Annotated in this window: 20 protein-coding genes; 13 read left to right on the forward strand and 7 right to left on the reverse strand. The window is 63.9% G+C overall.

Going from position 1 to position 20,232, the window contains the following annotated elements:
* The first annotated feature begins 64 nt into the window (after positions 1-64).
* The 10 genes from ABB26_RS15565 (at position 65) to ABB26_RS19325 (ending at position 8,419) form a co-directional block, all read left to right on the forward strand.
* Positions 65-1,048 (forward strand): PhoH family protein, encoded by a 984-nt coding sequence (locus tag ABB26_RS15565; RefSeq protein WP_057635657.1) that lies wholly within the window; start codon positions 65-67, stop codon positions 1,046-1,048.
* Positions 1,049-1,085: 37 nt separating this feature from the next.
* Entirely contained in the window at positions 1,086-1,961 is an 876-nt protein-coding gene (locus ABB26_RS15570; RefSeq protein WP_245626239.1) for a hypothetical protein, read from the forward strand.
* Positions 1,962-2,018: 57 nt separating this feature from the next.
* A complete protein-coding gene (gene ybeY / locus ABB26_RS15575; RefSeq protein ID WP_057635659.1) occupies positions 2,019-2,504 on the forward strand; it encodes an rRNA maturation RNase YbeY in 486 nt (161 codons plus the stop codon).
* On the forward strand, positions 2,488-3,243 hold the full coding sequence (locus ABB26_RS15580) for a hypothetical protein (protein WP_152982709.1): 756 nt from the start codon (positions 2,488-2,490) through the stop codon (positions 3,241-3,243). Before ybeY ends, ABB26_RS15580 begins: the two co-directional genes overlap by 17 nt.
* Positions 3,244-3,297: 54 nt before the next feature.
* Positions 3,298-3,894 carry a hypothetical protein gene (locus ABB26_RS15585; RefSeq protein WP_057635623.1) on the forward strand — a complete coding sequence of 199 codons (597 nt, stop codon included), beginning with the start codon at positions 3,298-3,300 and terminating at the stop codon, positions 3,892-3,894.
* A gap of 71 nt (positions 3,895-3,965) precedes the next feature.
* Positions 3,966-4,844 carry a CorC family transporter gene (locus ABB26_RS15590; protein ID WP_057635624.1) on the forward strand — a complete coding sequence of 293 codons (879 nt, stop codon included), beginning with the start codon at positions 3,966-3,968 and terminating at the stop codon, positions 4,842-4,844.
* A complete protein-coding gene (locus ABB26_RS15595; protein WP_083490877.1) occupies positions 4,841-6,058 on the forward strand; it encodes a lipoprotein N-acyltransferase Lnb domain-containing protein in 1,218 nt (405 codons plus the stop codon). Before ABB26_RS15590 ends, ABB26_RS15595 begins: the two co-directional genes overlap by 4 nt.
* 15 nt (positions 6,059-6,073) lie before the next feature.
* Complete coding sequence (locus ABB26_RS15600; protein WP_152982710.1) at positions 6,074-7,081, forward strand: magnesium and cobalt transport protein CorA; 1,008 nt, start codon at positions 6,074-6,076, stop codon at positions 7,079-7,081.
* A 45-nt stretch (positions 7,082-7,126) separates the two neighbouring features.
* On the forward strand, positions 7,127-7,552 hold the full coding sequence (locus ABB26_RS19320; protein WP_211261977.1) for an aminopeptidase P family N-terminal domain-containing protein: 426 nt from the start codon (positions 7,127-7,129) through the stop codon (positions 7,550-7,552).
* 48 nt (positions 7,553-7,600) lie between these two features.
* Positions 7,601-8,419, forward strand: coding sequence for a M24 family metallopeptidase (locus ABB26_RS19325; RefSeq protein WP_211261978.1), 819 nt, complete (start codon positions 7,601-7,603; stop codon positions 8,417-8,419).
* Positions 8,420-8,551: 132 nt separating this feature from the next.
* On the opposite strand, the gene ABB26_RS15610 is transcribed toward ABB26_RS19325, so the two are convergent.
* The 7 genes from ABB26_RS15610 to ABB26_RS15640 form a co-directional block, all read right to left on the reverse strand.
* Positions 8,552-9,919, reverse strand: coding sequence for an NAD-dependent succinate-semialdehyde dehydrogenase (locus ABB26_RS15610; RefSeq protein WP_057635627.1), 1,368 nt, complete (start codon positions 9,917-9,919; stop codon positions 8,552-8,554).
* 156 nt (positions 9,920-10,075) lie between these two features.
* Positions 10,076-10,921: an ABC transporter permease subunit gene (locus tag ABB26_RS15615; RefSeq protein ID WP_057635628.1), complete on the reverse strand. Its 846-nt coding sequence runs from the start codon at positions 10,919-10,921 to the stop codon at positions 10,076-10,078.
* Positions 10,918-11,844 (reverse strand): ABC transporter permease subunit, encoded by a 927-nt coding sequence (locus tag ABB26_RS15620; RefSeq protein ID WP_057635629.1) that lies wholly within the window; start codon positions 11,842-11,844, stop codon positions 10,918-10,920. Before ABB26_RS15620 ends, ABB26_RS15615 begins: the two co-directional genes overlap by 4 nt.
* Positions 11,841-12,983 carry an ABC transporter ATP-binding protein gene (locus tag ABB26_RS15625; RefSeq protein ID WP_057635630.1) on the reverse strand — a complete coding sequence of 381 codons (1,143 nt, stop codon included), beginning with the start codon at positions 12,981-12,983 and terminating at the stop codon, positions 11,841-11,843. The genes ABB26_RS15620 and ABB26_RS15625 overlap by 4 nt, the downstream gene beginning before the upstream one ends.
* A gap of 344 nt (positions 12,984-13,327) precedes the next feature.
* Positions 13,328-14,452 (reverse strand): polyamine ABC transporter substrate-binding protein, encoded by a 1,125-nt coding sequence (locus ABB26_RS15630; protein WP_057635631.1) that lies wholly within the window; start codon positions 14,450-14,452, stop codon positions 13,328-13,330.
* Between the two features lie 114 nt (positions 14,453-14,566).
* Positions 14,567-15,964 carry a glutamine synthetase family protein gene (locus ABB26_RS15635; RefSeq protein WP_057635632.1) on the reverse strand — a complete coding sequence of 466 codons (1,398 nt, stop codon included), beginning with the start codon at positions 15,962-15,964 and terminating at the stop codon, positions 14,567-14,569.
* Positions 15,965-15,970: 6 nt separating this feature from the next.
* The gene (locus ABB26_RS15640; RefSeq protein WP_057635633.1) at positions 15,971-16,729 is read right to left on the reverse strand and encodes a gamma-glutamyl-gamma-aminobutyrate hydrolase family protein; all 759 of its coding nucleotides are present in this window, start codon (positions 16,727-16,729) and stop codon (positions 15,971-15,973) included.
* Positions 16,730-16,903: 174 nt separating this feature from the next.
* Between ABB26_RS15640 and ABB26_RS15645 the strand changes: the two genes are divergently transcribed.
* From ABB26_RS15645 to ABB26_RS15655, 3 genes are all read left to right on the forward strand, one after another.
* A complete protein-coding gene (locus ABB26_RS15645; protein WP_275452822.1) occupies positions 16,904-18,199 on the forward strand; it encodes an NAD(P)/FAD-dependent oxidoreductase in 1,296 nt (431 codons plus the stop codon).
* Between the two features lie 125 nt (positions 18,200-18,324).
* Positions 18,325-19,632, forward strand: coding sequence for a GGDEF domain-containing response regulator (locus ABB26_RS15650; RefSeq protein ID WP_057635660.1), 1,308 nt, complete (start codon positions 18,325-18,327; stop codon positions 19,630-19,632).
* Positions 19,633-19,720: 88 nt separating this feature from the next.
* Positions 19,721-20,182: a bacteriohemerythrin gene (locus tag ABB26_RS15655; RefSeq protein ID WP_057635635.1), complete on the forward strand. Its 462-nt coding sequence runs from the start codon at positions 19,721-19,723 to the stop codon at positions 20,180-20,182.
* The last annotated feature ends 50 nt before the right edge of the window (positions 20,183-20,232 follow it).

Genomic DNA, 20,232 nt, shown 5'->3' on the forward strand with positions numbered 1-20,232 from the left:
CAAGCCCCATCACAGACCGTACGACGGCCTTGATGTCCCGGCCATCGACACCATCTTTGAAGCCATGACTGCAACTACTCATCGCGACTTCACCCTTGCCCCCATCGACAACGAACGATTGGCCAACCTGGCCGGCCCGTTCGACGAGCATCTGCGCCAGATTGAACTCAAGCTGGGCGTGGAGATCGCCAACCGCGGCCACGTGTTCCGGATCAGCGGCCCGGGCAAGACTTCCGCAGAGGCTGAAAAGCTGCTCAAGGCGCTGTATGCCGAAGCCACGGATACCGTGTTCGACAGCCACGGCATCCACCTGCGGCTGAACCAGGCCAACGTCGACCAGGTGGTGGACCACGCCTATGAAGCGCAGGAAGTCTCGATCAAGGTCAAGCGCGGCACCGTGCGTGGGCGCGGCGCCAATCAGTCCAAGTACCTGCACCAGATCGCCACCCACGACATCAACCTCGGCATCGGCCCTGCCGGTACCGGCAAGACATTCCTGGCCGTGGCGATGGCCATCGAAGCCTTGAACGAATCGCGCGTACAGCGCCTGATCCTGGTGCGCCCGGCGGTCGAAGCCGGCGAAAAGCTGGGTTTCCTGCCCGGCGACCTGACCCAGAAGGTCGACCCCTACCTGCGCCCGCTCTATGACGCGCTGTACGAAATGATGGGCGTGGAAAAGGTCGCCAAACTGCTGGAACGCAACGTCATCGAGATCGCGCCGCTTGCCTACATGCGCGGGCGCACGCTCAACGATGCGTTCGTGATCCTGGATGAAGCACAGAACACCACCATCGAGCAGATGAAGATGTTCCTGACCCGGCTGGGCTTCGGCTCCACTGCGGTGGTCACCGGTGACCTCACCCAGACCGATCTGCCCAAGCACATCAAATCCGGCCTGCGCGATGCCATCGAGGTATTGCGTGATGTGGAAGGCGTGAGCTTCACCTTCTTCGAGGCACGCGACGTGGTCCGCCACCCGCTGGTGGCGCGCATCGTCAACGCTTACGACCGGCGTGACCTGCAGCAGGTAAAACCCGGCGCCGAGTAGGCTTACACTCCCGGCACCCGCCCGCACAGGAGGTGCCATGCCCCGGCCATATCTGCTGCTGTCCCTTGCCGCACTGATGCTGGCGACGAGCCTTCCTGCCGTCGCCGCCAAGAAATCGCCCGCCAGTCAATCGCGTCCGTATGTTGAAACCAGCTACCTGATCGCGCCAAAGCACGTGGGCGATTTCGAGTTGGAGGGTGCCAGTTACGATGCCAACCAGAAGTACTCCGGCGCCGGCTTCCGGTACATCCTCAAGGGCCACCAGGAAACCCGCTTCGACGTATACGTCTACCCTGCCGGGCGCCTGGACCCGGCCTCGGCAGTGGACGACGGCATGAAGGGGTTCCGCTACGACATCGCGCAGGCAGTCAAACAGAACATCTACACGCGGGTGCAGGAACTGCACGACAGTCCGTTCCCGCTGCCTGCCGCAGAACCTGACGACAGCATCCCGGCCAACGACATCGATGCCGCCGTGATGAAAGCCATTGCCGATACCGACAGGATCACCGGCCACAAGCTGCAGATGCGCTTCAATCTGCAGCCTCGCGACTGGCCCATGTATTCCAGTGGTTACCTTTTCTACAAGCAGCTCTACTACTTCAAACTGCGTGCCTCCGCCGCCCAGGAGCGCATCACGCAGGAGTCGTTCGACAGCCTGACCGACCTTGCCGCGCGCACCTTGATCCCCGCCCTGCAGGTGGCCAACGTCGGTGAATGTGCCAATGCGACCATCTACCTGAACCCGGATGCCACGCCCGAGCAGGGTGCTGTGGAACTGGTCCGCCAGAGCCGTCAACACCAAGGCTACAACTGCCACTCCTCTGCCGAACAAGCCGGCATCGAACAGTCACGCAGGTCTGCCGAAGTCATCGAAATCACCTATGCAGCCGACGAATGGAAGTCGCAGTGACACGCCTTGCGCGCGATACTGTGCGCCTCTGTACCGTCTGAAATGCTGGAACCCGCCATGACCAAGGGCCCCACCCGTCTTGATGTAGCCGTGAGCTACGCCCTCCCCCGCGCCGGCCTGCCGGCAGCGGTGAGCTTCCGCAAATGGGTCGCCGCTGCGCTGAAGGGCCGCATCCGCGAGGCCGATCTGGCCATCCGCGTGGTCGATGCCAAGGAAGGCCAGTCACTCAACCGCCATTACCGTGGCAAGGACTACGCCACCAACGTGCTCAGCTTCCCGGCCGAATTGCCCGAAGGCTTGCCCAAGGGCGTGAAGTTCCCGCTGCTGGGCGACCTGGTGATCTGCGCCCCGGTGGTTGAACGCGAGGCCGAGGAGCAATCCAAAACCCTCAATGCCCACTACGCCCACCTCACCGTGCACGGCGTGCTGCACCTGCTGGGCTGGGACCACGAGGACGACAAGGAAGCCGAGGCGATGGAGCAGCTGGAACGCGAGATCCTGGCCGACCTGGGTATCGCTGATCCTTATGCTGGGGAGCGGTAAGTCGAGTTCAGGTATTGATAAAGTTGGCCGCAACCAAGGGATGGAAAGAATCATGCAACTGAGCACTCTTCCCAAGCGAACGTTGCTGCTTCTGGCACTGACCCTGCTCGCTCTGGTCAGTGTCGGCTTTCTTTCCCCCGCCCCTGCCATGTTCATCGTCAGCGCGATCATCGGCCTGGCTGCCATCGCATTGATGGGCGTCGGGCTGATGCCAGACGTCCGCCATGCGCTGAAGACGCGCCTCGATACGCCGCGTGGTGAAGTCGTCTGCATTCTGGCAACCGTGATCTTCTTCATCGCTGTCGCCACCTGCGCCACGGTGTGGTGGGTATTGGCTGCCCACGATGCAGAACTGCAGCGCCCAGTGATGACAGGCAACCTCATGGCTCTGCTTCTGGGCACCGCCGTTGCAATGGCCCTCAGCGGCCCCATCGCATTGCGCTGGATCGCTTTCCGCCTGCTGTCCCGGCCAGTTTCATCCCTGCCCTTCTTCCGCACCACGTCCAGCGCGATGCGCCTGTTGATCGTGCTGAGCTTGGCATTCTTGCTGGTTGCCCCAAACCTGCACGAAGCCCTGCAGCCCTGGATTGCTCAACCGTCCCTGCAGTGGCTGGAAGGATTGCTGACGGTGGTGCATTGGAGCTTGGGATCGGTGCTGATTCTGGCGTTCCTGTCCGGCGTGAGCCAGCTGCTGCAACGCGCTTTCGGCTCCCGACAGCATCCGCGTTCCCTGCACTGAGCCCACCACCGGCCGCTATCATTGACGGCCACGTTCCACTCACGCGGATCGCTCGTGCGCCCTACCTATTTCCTGCCCCTGCTGCTCGCTTTCGGCGGCACCGCCCAAGCCCAGACCCGCATCGACCTGCCCGCACTGATCGAATGCCGGCAGAGCGTCAGCGAGTTCGCCGCACTCGCTCCCATTGCCAACGATCCGCTCAAGGCCGTTGCGCTTGGCTGGCGGCCGCTGCCACAGGGCAACCTGTTCATGAACGAGTACATGCTGAATACGCCGATCACGGTGTTCGGCCGCAGTGCCGAGCACATCGCCATGGCCGGGGGCACCATCGTTGCGCTGTTCGACATGCCCGACCCGCGGCCGCTGGCCAAGGAACTTGAGCTGGAAGTGGGTTATGACGCCCCGGAAAAGTTCATGGCCGGCCGCGAGCTGGTCAGCCGCGATGTCATCGACGCCAAGTCCGGTGAGGCGCTGATCGAGTCGGTGATCCTGAGTGTGTCCAACGTCAAGTCGCACCCCGGCAAGACGCTGGCCGGTTGCACCTACAGCCTGGACCAGCCGGCCGAAGGCGAGGCCCCGGCCGGCCCCACGCCCACCACCGAGAGCCCGGCCGAGGCAGCCAAAGACGCCCCGGCAACCCCCACCGATTGAACTGCCGGCAACACACATCCTGCTAGACTTCCCGGCACCGCCCGGCCTGCCGGGTGCAGTCAAACCAAGAGATGTCTGAAGACGACAGTAGTACCGCCCTTGAACAGGGCGAAAAGAAACGCAGTTGGCTGGAGCGCCTGAGTTCGGCGTTCTCCAACGAACCCCACACCCGCGACGAGCTGGTAACGCTCCTGCAGACGGCACAGCAGGACGGCCTGATCGCCGCTGACACCCTGCGCATGATGGAAGGCGCCATTTCGGTGGCCGAGCTGACCGTCGGCGATGTGATGATCCCACGCTCGCACATGGTGTCGCTGCAGGTCGAGTCGCCGTTCCTTGAACTGATGAAGCAGGTGGTCGAGTCCGGCCATTCGCGCTTCCCTGTGCATGGTGAAAACAAGGACGACGTCCTCGGCATCCTGCTGGCCAAGGACCTGTTGCGCGGCGTGGTGGCTGACAACACCCACGCCACCATCCGCGAACTGCTGCGTCCGGCGGTGCTGATTCCCGAATCGAAGAAGCTCAATGTGCTGCTCAAGGAGTTCCGGCTCTCGCGCAACCACATGGCCATCGTGGTGGACGAGTACGGCGGCGTTGCCGGCGTGGTCACCATCGAGGACGTGCTGGAACAGATCGTCGGTGACATCGACGACGAGCACGATGAGACCGAGGACCACACCGCGCAGATCGCCATCCTTGCCGATGGCCGCTACGTGGTCGACGCGCTGACCACCATCGGTGACTTCAACGAGCGTTTCGGCGCCGATTTCTCCGATGATGATTACGACACCATCGGCGGGCTGGTCACCGAAGCCATCGGCCACCTGCCGGAAAACGGCGACGAGCTGGCGCTGGACCGCTTCGTGTTCCGCGTGGCCCGTGCCGACGCACGCCGCGTGCAGGCGTTCCACGTCACCATCCTGCCCCCTGAAGACCAGGACGACGCTTGATCACTCTCCGGTTGCCGCGGCTGCTGTCCGCGTTCGCATTGCTGTTGCTGCTGACCGCCGGCATTGCCGCCGCGCAACCCGCCGATGCCGGAGCCCCTGCGCCCCGCATCGGCGTGGTGACGATGCAGCCGGGTGAAATCTTCTTCGAGCGCTTCGGCCACGACGCGCTGGTGGTGGCCGACCCGGTGACGGGCCAGGCCACCTCGTACAACTTCGGTTTCTTTGATCCGTCCGAGCCGGATTTCATCGGCAACTTCGTCCGTGGGCGGATGATGTATTACCTGGTGGCCCTGCCGCTGGAACAGGATCTGGCGCAGTACAGCGACGCCGGCCGTGGCGCCAGCATCCAGTGGCTGGACCTGCCGCATGCACAGGCGCGCGCGCTGGCCGAGGGTCTGGCCGAGCGCTCCAAACCAGAGAACGCGCGTTACCGCTATGACTACTTCACTGCCAACTGCGCCACGATGGTGCGCGATGCACTGAACCAGGCGATGGACGGCGGCCTGCAGTCGCAGCTGGCCGGTCGTTCGCGCGGCAATACCTACCGCAGTGAATCGGTGCGACTGGCGTCGCCATCGTTGTGGATGTGGCTGGGCTTCGACCTTGGCCTGGGGCCGAGTGCGGACCAGCCGTTGTCGCGCTGGGAAGAAGCCTTCGTGCCGATGCGGCTGGCCGACAGTCTGCGCGAGGCGCGCAACAGCGAAGGCCGACCACTGGTACAGGCAGAACAGGAAATACTGCCGCAGCGGTTGGCGCCGGAGCCCAAGGAACACCTGCGTCGCTGGTGGCCGTGGCTGCTGCTGGGGCTTGCCGTTGCCGCCGCCATCATCACCGCGCGTCATCGCCCACGCCTGGTCGCCGGTTTCGCTCTGCCGTTCTGGTTGTTCTGCGGTGTGGGCGGCGCATTGCTGACGTATCTGTGGGGTTTCAGCGAGCACTATGCAGCCTGGGCCAACCGCAATCTGTTGCTGCTCAACCCGCTGGCGCTGCTGCTCATCCCCGGTGCGTGGACGCTGCTGCGTGGACGCCAGCCACGACGCTGGTTCGGCGTGACGCTGTGGCTGGTGACAGCACTTGCCGCAGTGTCCCTGCCGGTGCATTGGCTGTCGCTGCAGGCGCAGTTCAACACGCAGTGGATCGTGCTGCTGCTGCCGATCCATCTGGCACTGACGCTGGTGTTCGCAAAACGCAGCTTGGCGGCCCGTCCGCGCTGAGGCACGATGCCCGGCATGGAATCCATCACTACTCCCCTGCCGACCAACCCCGCCTGCGTGATCAGCTGTACCTGGTACAGCGAAGACGGCAAGCCCCGTGCGCTGGATCTGGACAGCATCAGCGACATGCTGCAAAGCGACGCCAAGGGCTTCGTCTGGGTGGGACTGTACGAGCCCACCGATGCGGTACTGGACAAGGTCGAAGAAGAATTCGGCCTGCATCCGCTGGCCATCGAAGACACCCGCAAGGCGCACCAGCGGCCCAAGATCGAAACCTACGGCAACTCGCTGTTCGTGGTGGTGCACACCGCGCAGGTGGTGGACGAACGCATCCGCTACGGGGAAACCCACGCCTTCCTGGGCCCGCGCTTCCTGGTTACGGTGCGCCATGGCGCTTCGCTGTCCTACGCACCGGTCCGCGCCCGGCTCGAGCAGGAGCCGGAGCTGCTCGCGATGGGCCCGTCGTTCTGCCTGTACTCGGTGCTCGATGCGGTGGTGGACAACTACTCGCCCATCACCGACAGCTTCCGCGACACGCTGGATACGCTGGAGAAAGACATCTTCGCCGACACCTATAAGCGCCGCACCGTCATCCGCCTGTACGACCTCAAGCGCGAGCTCAACAAGATGCGCCTGGCCGTGGCCCCGCTGCAGGACGCACTCGCACAGCTGCAGCGCAGCCAGGCGCAGCTGATCAGCGAAGAGGTGCGGCTGTACCTGCGTGATGTGCAGGACCATGCCGCCCGCGTCAACGACGCCATCGATACCCTGCGCGAAATGCTGGGCACCGCCTTGAGCGTCAACCTGTCGCTGGTGACGCTGGCACAGGGAGAAACGGTCAAACAGCTCGGCGCATGGGCAGCGCTGTTGGCCGCGCCCACCTTGGTCACCAGCTGGTACGGCATGAACTTCACGCATATGCCCGAGCTGGCCGGCCGCTTCGCCTATCCGCTGCTGATGCTTGGCGTCGGCGCGGTATGCGTGGTGCTGTACCGCCTGTTCAAGCGTTCCGGCTGGCTGTAACGCCACCACCTTCGTTTCATCCAACCTGGACTTTGAGGGAACTCCATGGGCAGCAATACCACTCTCAGCAGCACGCGTCGCAGCTTCCTCCGCAATTCGATGGCACTGGGTGCGGCCGCGCTGCCGCTGTCCCAGCTGGCACAGGCCGCACCGGCGGCTGCCGATGCCGACCTGCCTGAATCGCTGCGCGCGCTCAAGCCGCTGGCATCGCAGGTGGTCCCGATCGGCAATACCGAGCGCGCCGAACGCGTGGCCAAGGCACAGCAGTTGATGGGCAGGCACGGAATCGACGTGGTGTTCATCGGCGCGGGCAGCTCGCTCAGCTATTTCACCGGCATGCACTGGTGGAACAGCGAGCGGTTGACCGGCGTGCTGCTTCCGCGCAGTGGCGACCCGGTGTACGTGACCCCCGAGTTCGAACGTGGACGCACCCTGGAGCAGATCAAGCTCGGCAACGACGTTCGAGGCTGACAGGAGGATGAAGACCCCTACGCACTGGTCGCCAAGGTCGTCCGCGACATGGGCCACGCCACTGGCACGGTCGGCATGGAGGAGACGGTTCCGTTCTTCCGTGCCAAGGGCATCATGGACGCACTGCCACAGGCGCGTGTGGTCGATGCCTGGCCGGTGACAGCCGGCTGCCGCCGGGTTAAAAGCGGCGCCGAACTGGCGCTGATGAAACTCGCCAATGAGAACACGCTGGCGGTATATGAAGCCGTCTGGAAGGCGCTCAAGCCGGGCATGACCGAGCAGGACATCAGCGGCCTGATTGCGATGGCTTACGCCCGCACCGGCCTGCAGGGCGATGCCAGCGTCAACATCGGCAAGTACACCGCGTCACCGCATGGCTCGGACCAGCCCCAGCATCTGGTCGAGGGCACGCCGATTATTTTTGACGGCGGCTGCCGCGCCGGCGGCTATACCAGCGATATCACCCGCACCGTGGTGCTTGGCCAGCCCAGCGATGACATCCGTCGCATCTTCGACATCGTGCTACAGGCACAGACCGCCGCACTGAAAGCCGCCCGCCCTGGCGTGACCATGGAATCGGTGGACGCGGCCGCACGCAAGGTCATCAGCGATGCCGGTTACGGCCCGGACTACCGCTACTTCAGCCATCGCCTGGGGCACGGCATCGGCATCGACATGCACGAATGGGACTATCTGGTACGCGGCAACAAGCATGTTCTGGAGCCGGGCATGACCTTCAGCGACGAACCGGGCATCTATATCCCGGACAAATTCGGCGTGCGGCTGGAAGACATCCTCTACGTCACCGAGGACGGTGCGGCATTGATGACGCCGCAGAGCCCATCGATTGATCAGCCGTTTGGTTGAGGGCGACCGAATTCCTGCAGGGGCGGGCTTCGCATCACAGAAGCGGTCTCAGCCGCGAAAGCTTCCAGCTTGCCATTGCTCAAAAAGCTCCCCCCTCCCCTCCGCCATCGGCGCAGGGGAGGAGGCAGGCCATCAAGCCACGTATATCGTCTTGATGTTCATGAATTCATGGATGCCATGCTCGGCAAGTTCACGACCGAAGCCTGAGCGTTTGGTGCCACCGAACGGCAACCTCGCATCACTCTTGACCACCGAATTCACGAACGCCGCGCCGCACTGCAGTTGGGCGGCGACGCGCTCGCCGCGTACGTGGTCGTTGCTCCACACACTGCCGCCAAGGCCGAATGTGGTGTCGTTGGCCACGCGTACCGCTTCGGCTTCGTCCTTCACCCGCAGAATCGCTGCAACCGGCCCGAACAACTCCTGGTCGTAGGCCGGCATGCCGGCGCTGACGTTATCGAGGATGGAGGCCGGATAACCGGCATGGCTGCCGGCCAGTGGCTCGCACCCCAGCAACGCCTTCGCCCCCTTGGCAATGCTTTCCTGCACCTGACGGTGCAGCTCATCACGCAGGTCAGCACGCGCCATCGGTGCCAACGTCGTCACCTCATCCTGTGGATCGCCATACGCGCGCGACTTGGCGGCCTCGACGAAGCGCTGCACGAACGCATCGGCGATGGACTCCACCAGCACGAACCGCTTGGCAGCGATGCAGGTCTGGCCCGCATTGTCGAAACGCGATTTCACCGCCGCGGCAACAGCCAGATCCAGGTCGGCATCGTCCAGCACCACGAAGGCGTCGCTGCCCCCCAGTTCCATCACGCACTTCTTCAGCTGGTCGCCAGCATTGGCGGCGATGGAGCGCCCTGCCCGCTCGCTGCCGGTCAGGGTCACCGCCTTGACCCGTCGGTCACGCAGCACCTCGGCGGCCTGGTCGTTGTCGATATGCAGCACGTCGAACACGCCCTCGGGGATACCCGCAGCGGCCACCACCTCGCGCAGCAGATCGGCACAGCCGGGAACGTTGCTGGCATGTTTGAGCAATGCCACATTGCCGGCCATCAAGCCTGGCGCGAGGAAGCGGATCACCTGCCAGAACGGGAAATTCCACGGCATCACCGCCAGCACGCAGCCGATCGGCTGGTAGATGACGTAGCTGCGCTGTGCTTCGGTGGGGATCATCTGCGGCTTGAGGTAATCGGCCGCGTGGTCGGCATAGTACTCGCAGGCGGCGGCGCTCTTTTCGATCTCGGCCAAGGCCTCGCGGCGCAGCTTGCCCATCTCGCGGGTCATCGTGCGCTGGATGTCATCGCGCCGGTCACGCAGGCCTGCGGCGACTTTGCGCAGCAGCCCTCCACGTTGTTCCAACGTCAGTGCCGACCACAGCGGAAACGCCGACTCGGCGGCGGCCAGCCGCTGCTCGACGGCGGCAGCGCTCATCAGCTCGACCGTACGCTCAGCGCGGCCGTCGAAGGGATTGATGGTCTGATACGAAGCCATGGCGACACACCTGCATTCAACGAATGCGGGAATGGTAGCGCCGGGAGTGTTGCGTACAGGTAAAGCAGACGATCACCTCTGGAGCGGAGCCATGCTCCGCTTGAGCTTTACCGGGGAAGCCCCATGCCGAGCATGGCTCGGCGCCACCGGCTTCGTTTATCCGTTCTCCTGCAGCGCCAGCTGCATGTCGCGCTGACGGCGCTTGTCCGAACGGGCGGATATCCACCAGCCGACCACCGCCACCAGCGACACCGCCAGCACCATCAAGGTAGCCAGCGCATTGATCTTCGGGCTCACGCCCATGCGCACCGAGGCGAAGATCTTCATCGGCAGCGTGGTTGAACTCGGGCCGGCAACGAAGCTGGCGATCACCACGTCATCCAGCGACAGGGTGAAAGCCAGCAGCCAGCCGGACACCAGCGCTGGCGCAATGATCGGCAGCGTGATCAGGAAGAACACCTTGAGCCGGTTGGCGCCCAGGTCCATCGCGGCCTCCTCCAGCGAGCGGTCCAGCTCCTGCAGGCGCGAGGACACCACCACCGTCACGAACGAGATGGTGAAGGTCACGTGTGCGATCCAGATCGCCACCACGCCCTTGGAGGGCAGGCCGAACAGTCCGCCCATCGACACCAGCATCAGCAGGATCGACAGGCCGATGATCACTTCCGGCATCACCAGCGGCGCCGTCACCAGCGCGCCGAACAGGGTCTTGCTGGGGAAGCGCTTGAAGCGAGTCATCGCCATCGCCGCCATGGTGCCGATCACCATGGCCGCAGTGGCGGTCCAGAACGCGATCTTGATGCTGATCCACGCCGCCTGCAGCAATTGGCGATCACGGAACAACTCGCCATACCACTGCGTGGAGAAGCCTGCCCACACCGATGCCAGTCGCGAGGAGTTGAACGAGTACACCATCAACAACAGGATCGGCAGATACAGGAACGCGAACCCGAGCAGCAGGATGCTCCACCCCAACCAGGAGGTACGCCGGCTCATGCTCATGCCAGCTTCCCTTCCAGCTCACGCTGCTGGGACCGGTTGAAGATGATGATCGGCACCAGCAACAAAAGCAGCATCACGATCGCCACCGCCGAGGCCAATGGCCAGTCGCGGTTGTTGAAGAACTCGCCCCACAGCACGCGCCCGATCATCAACGTATCCGGGCCGCCGAGCATTTCCGGGATCACGAACTCACCCACCGCCGGGATCATCACCAGCATGCAACCGGCGATGATGCCGCTGCGCGACAGCGGCAAGGTGATCTTGAGGAAGGCCTGCCATGGCCGCGCGCCAAGGTCGTAAGCCGCTTCCAGCAGACGGTTGTCGAGTTTGACCAGGTTGGCGTACAGCGGCAGCACCATGAACGGCAGGTAGCAGTAAACGATGCCGATGTACGCCGCCACCGGGGTGTAGAGGATGCGCAGCGGCTCGTCGATCAGGCCCAGGTTCATCAACGTTCGGTTGATCAGGCCGTTGCTGTCGAGGATGCCGATCCAGGCATAGACGCGGATCAGGAACGAGGTCCACGACGGCAGCACCACCAGCATCATCGCGATGTTGCGCGCCGACGGCGACATGCGCGAAATCACGTACGCCATGGGGTAACCGATGAACACGGTCAGCACAGTCGAGATGATCGCGATCTTGATCGAGCTCAGGTAGGCCACCACGTACTGGCTGTCGGTGAACAGCGCCGCGTAGTTGCCCAGGTTGAGATTGACCGTGAAGGCGTTGTCCACGTACGCGACGATGGACGTATACGGCGGCATCGCCACGGCCATCTTCGAGAACGAGATCTTGAGCACGATCAGGAACGGGATGGCGAAGAACAGCAGCAGCCACAGGTACGGCACGCCAATCACGCCGGCGCGGGTACCCGGCAGCCAGCGACGCCAACCGGTTTGGAGTGCACCGGATGTGCTCATGAGGTCAGCACCACACCATCGTTGTCGTCCCAGGACACCCAGACCTCATCGTTCCAGGTGATGCCGTCGCTGTCCCAGCGCTTCATGTTGGCGAAGTTGGAGAGGATCTTGGCGCCGCTGGGCAGGCGCACGTGGTAGACCGAATGACTGCCGAAGTAGGCGATGTCCTCGACCACGCCCTGCGCCTTGTTGGTCTCGCCTTCCGGCTCGTCCTTGCCGATGTGGATCTTCTCCGGACGCAGCGCGAACGCCACCGGCTGGCCTTCGTAACCGGTGATGCCGTGGCCGACATAGATCGGCGCGGGGAAGTCGGCGGTGCGCACGGTGACGTACTCGGGCAGGTCTTCGTCGATCACGCCTTCGATCAGGTTCACCGAACCGATGAAGCCGGCCACGAAACGATTGGCCGGCTGTTCGTAGATGTCATCGGGCTTGCCGATCTGCTGGATCCAGCCCTGGTCCATCACCGCGATGCGGGTGGCCATGGTCATGGCCTCTTCCTGGTCGTGTGTGACCATCACGCAGGTCACGCCGAGCTGCTCGATGATGTTGACCAGCTCAAGCTGCATCTTCGAGCGCAGCTTCTTGTCGAGCGCGCCCATCGGCTCGTCCAGCAACAGCAGCTTGGGGCTCTTGGCCAGTGAACGGGCCAGCGCAACGCGCTGCTGCTGGCCACCGGACAGCTGATGCGGCTTGCGCTTGCCCAGTTTGTCCAGCTGCACCAGCTCCAGCATCTCGCCGACGCGGCGGGTCACCGCATCCTTGGCCATGCCGTCCTGCTTCAGGCCAAAGGCGATGTTCTGCTCGACCGACATGTGCGGGAACAGCGCGTAGGACTGGAACATCATGTTGATCGGCCGCTCGTAAGGCGGCAGCGTGGTGATCGGCTGACCGTCGAGCAGGATCCTGCCCTTGGTGGGCGTTTCGAAGCCGGCCAGGCAGCGCAGCAACGTGGACTTGCCACTGCCCGAACCACCCAGCAAGGCGAAGATTTCGCCCTTGCGCACGTCCAGGTTGACGTCATCGACGGCGACGAAACCATCAAATTCCTTGCGCAGATCGCGGATGGACAGATAGCCGGGCTCGCTGTTGAGGGCGATGGCATCGGTCCTGGTGTCTGGCTTGGCATCAACGGGCATGCAGGGCTCCGGGAGCGGGCAGGTGGAAAACGGGCGTAGTTTAGCCCCCGTGTTTTAACGGCGACACCGCTGCATCTGGCGGCTGGGCCTGATTGGACAGTACGGGGCGTGCGGGTGAGGCCAGGTGAAAGCGCGCCGGATGCCGAACTGGCACCGTTGAAACATCAAAGCCCCCTTGTGCGGCAAGGAGGCTTTGGTGTTTGCCGCAGGAGCAGAAGCTGCCCTCATCCGCCCTTCGGCCACCTTCTCCCGCAAGCGGGAGAAGGTGTCTTCAGGCATGGCTGCATGCTCAAGCCCCCTCTCCCGTTTACGGGAGAGGGGTTGGGGTGAGGGTTGCCCTCAGCTCAACGTCCGGTCTTGATCTCGGTCCACAGACGGGTGTACAGCTTGTCCGTCTCCGGCGTGTTGATCGCGTAGGTGAACATCTTGGCCGCCACGTCTTCCGGCGGGTAGATGGTCTTGTCATCGCGGATCGCGGCGTCCACCAGCGGGGTGGCCGTCTTCACCGGGTTGGCGTAGTGGGTCACGTTGGTGTTGTTGGCAGCGACCTGCGGCTCCAGCAGGTAGTTGATGAACGCATAGGCGTTCTCCGGGTGCTTGGCGTCCTTCGGGATGGCCAGCATGTCGAACCACTGCGGTGCACCTTCCTTCGGGATCGAATAGGCCACTTCCACGCCGTTCTTGGCTTCCTCGGCACGGTCGCGGGCCTGGATGATGTCTCCGGACCAACCCACCACCAGGCAGGTGCTGCCATTGGCCAGCGAACCCACGTACTGCGAGGAGTGGAAGTTCTGCACGTACGGACGGATCGACTTGAGCAGGTCGGCAGCCTTCTGCAGCACGGCCGGATCCCCGCTGTGCGGGTCTTCACCCAGGTAGTGCAGTGCGATCGGAATCATGTCGGCCGGGGTGTCCAGAATGGTCACGCCACAGTCCTTCATCTTGGCGATGTTCTCCGGCTTGAACACCAGGTCCCAGCTGTTGGCGATGTCGGCGCTGCCGCCAAAACGCTCCTTGAGCTTGGCCACGTTGTAGCCGATGCCGGTGGTGCCGATCATGTACGGCACACCGTACTTGTTCTCCGGATCCTGCCCGGCGATGCGCGCCATCACCGCCGGATCAAGATTGGCCAGGTTCGGGATCTTGCTCTTGTCCAGCGGCAGGAACACGCCGGCCTGGATCTGGCGGCCGAAGAAGTTCAGCGTCGGCACCACGATGTCGTAACCGCTGTTGCCGGTCAGCAGCTTGGTCTCGACCATCTCATCGCTGTCGAACACGTCGTAGGTGACCTTGATGCCGGTCGCCTTGTCGAAGTTCGGGATGGTGTCTTCGGCGATGTAATCGGAGTAGTTGTAGACGTTGAGGACCTTGGCCTCGCCGCCTTCGGGCGTTTTACCGCCGTCTTCCTTGCTGCCACAGGCAGCGAGAAGGGAGATGGCGATGCCAGCGGTCAGGATGCGCAGATTCATGGGTTCTCCAGTGTTGATCCGGGAGCGATGTGGGGAAACCGGCATGGCCGGTGGGGGGCGTATTGTCCCATTTGCGGGCGGCATCACGCCAATCGACGCCCTGCCGCTGCACCTTCAGACATTGAGCAGCAGGAATTCGCGCTCCCACGAGCTGATCACGCGGAAGAAGGTCTCGTACTCCTTTCGCTTGACCGAGATGTAGGCGCGGCAGAAACGCTTGCCCAGCAGTTCCTGCAGCGGTTCGCACTCCTCCAGCCCGTCCAGGGCCTCGCCCAGCGAGCGCGGCAGTTCGTAGCCCAGCTCCTTGGCGTTGCCGGTGATCGGCTGTGTGGGCTGCAGCTTCTCGCGCAGTCCCAACAGGCCGCAGGCCAGGGTCGCGGCCATGGCCAGGTACGGGTTGGCGTCGGAGCCGGCAAAGCGGCTTTCCACGCGGCTGTTTTCCAGCGTGTCGATGGGCACGCGCAGGCCGCAGGTACGGTTGTCGAAGCCCCACTCCACGTTGCTCGGCGACACTTCGCCGAAAACCAGGCGGCGATAGGAATTCACGTTCGGGGCGAAGAACGCCATCGCCAGCGGCACGTATTTCTGCAGGCCAGCCAGGTAATGGTCGAACGTTTCGCTGTACTCGCCTTCGCTGGCACCGGCAAACACATTGATGCCGTCGGATTTGCGCACCAGGCTCTGGTGGATGTGCATGGCACTGCCCGGTTCGGTCTCCATCGGCTTGGCCAGGAAGGTGGCGAACACGCCATGGCGCATTGCCGCCTCACGCATGGTGCGCTTGAACAGGAAGACCTGGTCGGCCAGCGACATCGCATCGTTGTGGGTGAAATTCACCTCCAGCTGCGCCGCACCGGATTCGTGGATCAGCGTGTCCACATCCAGTTTCAGGGCCTCGCAGTAGTCATACATCAGGTCGAGGATGGGGTCGAACTCATTGACCGCGTCAATCGAGTACGACTGGCGTGCAGTCTCCGGGCGACCGGAGCGACCGGCCGGTGGCAGCAGCGGAAAATCCGGGTCGGTGTTCTTCTGCACCAGGAAGAACTCCACCTCCGGTGCCACCACGGGCTTGAGTCCCAGTTCGTCATAGCCGGCCAACACCCGACGCAGCACGTTGCGTGGCGCCAGTTCATGCGGCTGCCCGCCCTTGGTGTAGCAGTCGTGGATGATCTGTGCGGTGGGGTCGGTGGCCCAAGGCACCATGCGCACGGTGTCCGGGTCCGGGCGCAGGATCATGTCCGCGTCTGCCGGCGAGGTCAGCTCGTAGTAATCGTCCGGGAACTCACCGGTGACGGTGGTGGCGAAGATGCCCTCGGGCAGGCGCGTGCCGTAATCGTGGCGGAACTTGTCAGCCGGGATGATCTTGCCGCGGGCATTGCCGGTGATGTCCGGCACCAGGCATTCCACCTCGGTGATGTGCCGCTCCTTGAGCCAACGCAGCAGCGAACTCTCTTCCTGCACATTGGCAACGGTCTTGACGGTCTTGCGGGTACGGGGGCGCGAAGTCATGGCGGATCAGCTTTTTGGTTTTTGCATCTGGTAACGACGACAGGCCTCGCCGAAGGCTTGGAAAATGCCCAGGTAGAACGGGTTTTCACGCACCCGCCATTCCGGATGGAACTGCACGCCGAGCAGGAAACCCGGGCCCGGACCACGGAAGGCTTCAATCAGCCCATCAGGCGCGCGGGCTTCAACCTGCAGGCCCTCGCCCAGCCGCGCCACACCCTGCCCATGCACGGTGTTGACGCTGACCGGGGTGCTGCCGGCAATCCCGGCCAACAACCCACCCGGCACCAGTTCCAGTGCGTGGGCCGGGCCATATTGCACGTCCAGTGGTGAATCCGGATCTTCACGGTGGTCGGCCAGCCCCGGCACGTCATGCACCTTGGGATGCAGGCTGCCGCCGAACGCGACGTTGACCTCCTGGAACCCCCGGCAGATCGCCAACACCGGCAAACCCATCGCCAGCGCCTGCGGCAGCAGCCCGAACACGTTGGCATCGCGCGCAGGATCATGTGGATTACCCGGCCAGCTGGGGCCGCCGTCGTAATGATGCGGCTCGATGTTGCTGGTGGCGCCGGTCAGCAGCAGTCCATCCAATTGGCCCAGCCAAGCCTGCGCCGGCAATGGCGGCTGCAGCAGCGGCAGTACCAGCGGGGTGGCGCCTGCGCCATCCACCACGGCCCGCACGTACTTTTCGCCGACCACGAGGAACGGGTGTGATCCGATCGGTTTGCTGTCGGTTGGCAGGCCGACCAGCGGCAAAGTGCTCATGCATCTGGCTCGGAAGACGTGAGGGCACGCTACCCCCGGCCCTGCATTTAGGCAACCGCAGCGCATCTGTCATTCAAACGCCACGCGGCACAATGGACGCTGTTCGACCGGCGCCTGCGCTCGGCGCACACAGCCAGGTCGTTACACTCCCCGCCCTCTGCCAAACCCATCTGCCTGATATCCGTGGACAGCCCACAGCCCGCCTACCCGCCAAGCTGGTACGCCAGCAGCCAACCGCAACTGCCCGCGCGTGCATCCTTGCGCGGCCAGGCTCGTGCCGACGTTGCGGTGTTGGGCGCCGGTTACACCGGCCTGACCGCCGCGCTGGCCCTGGCCGAAAAAGGCTACAAGGTCACCTTGCTGGAAGCCGAACGCGTCGGCTGGGGTGCCTCCGGGCGCAATGGCGGCCAAGCCATCGTCGGTTACGGCTGCGAGCAGGACACGCTTGAAAAACTGGTCGGCGATGCCGATGCGCGCCTGCTGTTCGATTTCTCACGCGACGGCATGCACCAGCTCAAGCAGCGCATCGCGCGGCACGGCATCGACTGTGACTGGCGCGATGGCCACGCCAGCGTGCCGATCCATCCGCGCCAGGAACGCGCCCTGCGTGCGGACATCGAGCGCATGGCACAACGCTACGACTATCCGCTGGAATGGTGGGACCGCCCCCGCCTGCAGCAGGAACTGGCCAGCGACCGCTACCTCGGCGCGATGTATGACGCCGCCAGCGGCCACCTGCATCCACTGGCTTACGTACAAGGCTTGGCAGGTGCTGCCGAAGCAGCGGGCGTGACCCTTCATGAGTACTCACCGGTGATCCGGATGCAGCGCGACCCGCGGCCGGCACTGGTCACCGCCCAGGGCCGCGTTGATGCGGACTTCGTGGTGCTGGCCGGCAACGCCTGGCTGCAGGGCATCGCCCCGGAACTGGAAACCCGGATGATGCCGGTGGGCACCTACATCGGTGCGACCCAGCCGCTGGGTGCCGAACGCGCCAGGGCGCTGATCCGCAACGACATGGCCGTGGCCGACGTGAACTGGGCGCTGGACTACTTCCGCCTCAGCCGCGACCACCGCCTGCTGTTCGGCGGCCAGGCCAACTATTCCGCGCTGCCGCCGCCCGGCCTGCGCACCAGCATGAGCCGACGCATGCGCCGGGTGTTTCCGCAGCTGGCCGACGTGGAGCTGGAATACGTGTGGGGAGGCTACATCGACATCACCCGCAACCGCGCCCCGCACTGGGGAAGACTCACGCCAAGTGTCTATTTCGCACAGGGCTTCTCCGGCCATGGCGTGGCCAGCGCCGGCCTGGCCGGCGAAGTGATCGCCGAGGCCATTGCCGGCCAGTCAGCCCGGCTGGATGTGTTCGAGAAGATTCCACACCGCGTATTCCCGGGTGGCAGGGCGCTGCGCATGCCACTGCTGGTGGCGGCGATGTCCTGGTACAAGCTGCGCGACCTGCTGGGATGATGCCGGACGTGACGATGACCGCCGGCGGGAATGCTGTGTGCTCCGTTCTTTTGCGCTGCCCGGGCGACTAAAGTTCCGGCACATCTGCCCGATATTCCTTGCAGATGACCATCAGCCTTCCACCCATGGCCGCCCTGCCGCAGGCCTGCTTCGACAGCCCGCCGATCGCGCCGCTTCCGCAGCGCATCCTGCTGGTGGAAAACTCGCGCACGTTCACCAGCATGCTGCGCGAAGCCATCGAGCAGCGCCTGGAGCTGCCGGTAAGCGTAGCCTCGAGCCTGGCCGAAGCCGGTGCGTTGCTCGACAGCGAGGACGGCTGGTTCCTGGTGTTGACCGGTCTGGTCCTGGCCGATGGTGACCGCGACCAGGTGGTGGCCTATTTCGTTGAACGCGGGCTGCCCACCATCGTGGTCAGCGGTGTCTATGACGAAGACCTGCGCAAGCGTGTGCTGCAGCAGCAGATCATCGATTACGTATTGAAGAACACCCCCGGCAGCATCGACTACCTGGTTTGGCTGGTGCAGCGGATGGAACGCAACCGCCGTATCTCCGCGCTGGTGGTGGACGACTCGCCGTCGGCACGCTCGTATGCGGCTGCGCTGCTGGGCATGTACGGCTACCACGTCAGCCAGGCCGCCGACGGCGCCGAAGCCCTGCTCGCACTGGAGGCCGACCCGACCATCCGCCTGGTGATCGTGGACCAGGAAATGCCCGGCATGGAAGGTGTCGAACTCACCCGCAGACTGCGCGCACTGCGTGCACGCGACAAAGTGGCGGTGATCGGCATTTCCGGAAATGCCGATCCGTCGTTGATCCCGCGCTTCCTCAAGAACGGCGCCAACGACTTCCTGCGCAAACCGTTCTCGCGCGAAGAATTCTTCTGCCGTGTTTCGCAGAACGTGGACCAGCTGGAGTTGATCGGTACGCTGCAGGACCTGGCGACCCGCGACTTCCTCACCGGCCTGCCCAACCGCCGCAGCTTTCTCGAAAACAGCCAACGCCAGCTGGCCCTGCCAAGCGCCGACAACGATGTGGCCGTGGCGATGGTGGACATCGACCATTTCAAACACATCAACGACAGCTTCGGCCACGAAGCCGGCGACCAGGCCATCCGTGCCGTGGCCACCATCCTGCAGGCGCATACCCACCCGCAGGACATCAGCGCACGCTTTGGCGGCGAGGAGTTCTGCCTGCTGGTGAGCGGCCTGGACGACGACGCCAGCACCCTGCATTTCGAGCAGCTGCGGCAAGCCGTGCAGGCCCTGCGCCTGCAGTTCGGCGGCAAGACACTGGCCATGACAGTGAGCATCGGCGTGTGCCGCATGCCGTCACGACTGGGCAACCTGCACCAGCTCATCACCGAGGCCGACCGCCAGCTCTATCTGGCCAAGGCCGGCGGCCGCAACCGCGTGTGCAGCGCCGACAAGGTGTGAACGCGGCTTCGTATTGATCCAGATCAACGCGCGCTGAAAAGCCCGCGTCTAAAGTGCGTCGCATGGCACTTCTCAGGGGATCTAGGCGATGGCACTACTGATTTGGCAGGATGATCTCAACACCGGCATCGAGGTCATCGACCATCAGCACATGCGCATCGTGGAGATGCTCAACCACCTGCATGTGGCTCAGAAGAGCCTGGAACGCATGGCGGTGGCCGAGGTGATCGACGAACTGGTCGACTACACCATGTCGCACTTCGCCTTCGAAGAGGAGTTGATGGAGGAAGCCGGCTATCCGTTCTGCGCTGCGCACAAGCGCGTGCATGAAGTGTTCGGCAAGCGGGTAAGCGAGTACCGCCTGCGCTTCCAGGCCGGCGAGGACGTCACCGATGAACTGCGCAACATGCTCTCGCGCTGGCTGTTCAACCATATCCGTGGCGACGACAAGGCCTATGCCGAGCAGGTCAAGCGGCACCTCAACCAGTTTGCCCGTGAACACGAAGAAGGCAGCTGGCTGGGCCGCACGTTGAAACGATTGTTCAACTGAACCGCCTGTGCGGGAACGGTGTGGCTGCGATCCCTCCTCCAGAAAGATTC

The sequence above is a fragment of the Stenotrophomonas humi genome (assembly GCF_001431415.1).
GTDB classification, from domain to species: Bacteria; Pseudomonadota; Gammaproteobacteria; order Xanthomonadales; family Xanthomonadaceae; genus Stenotrophomonas; species Stenotrophomonas humi.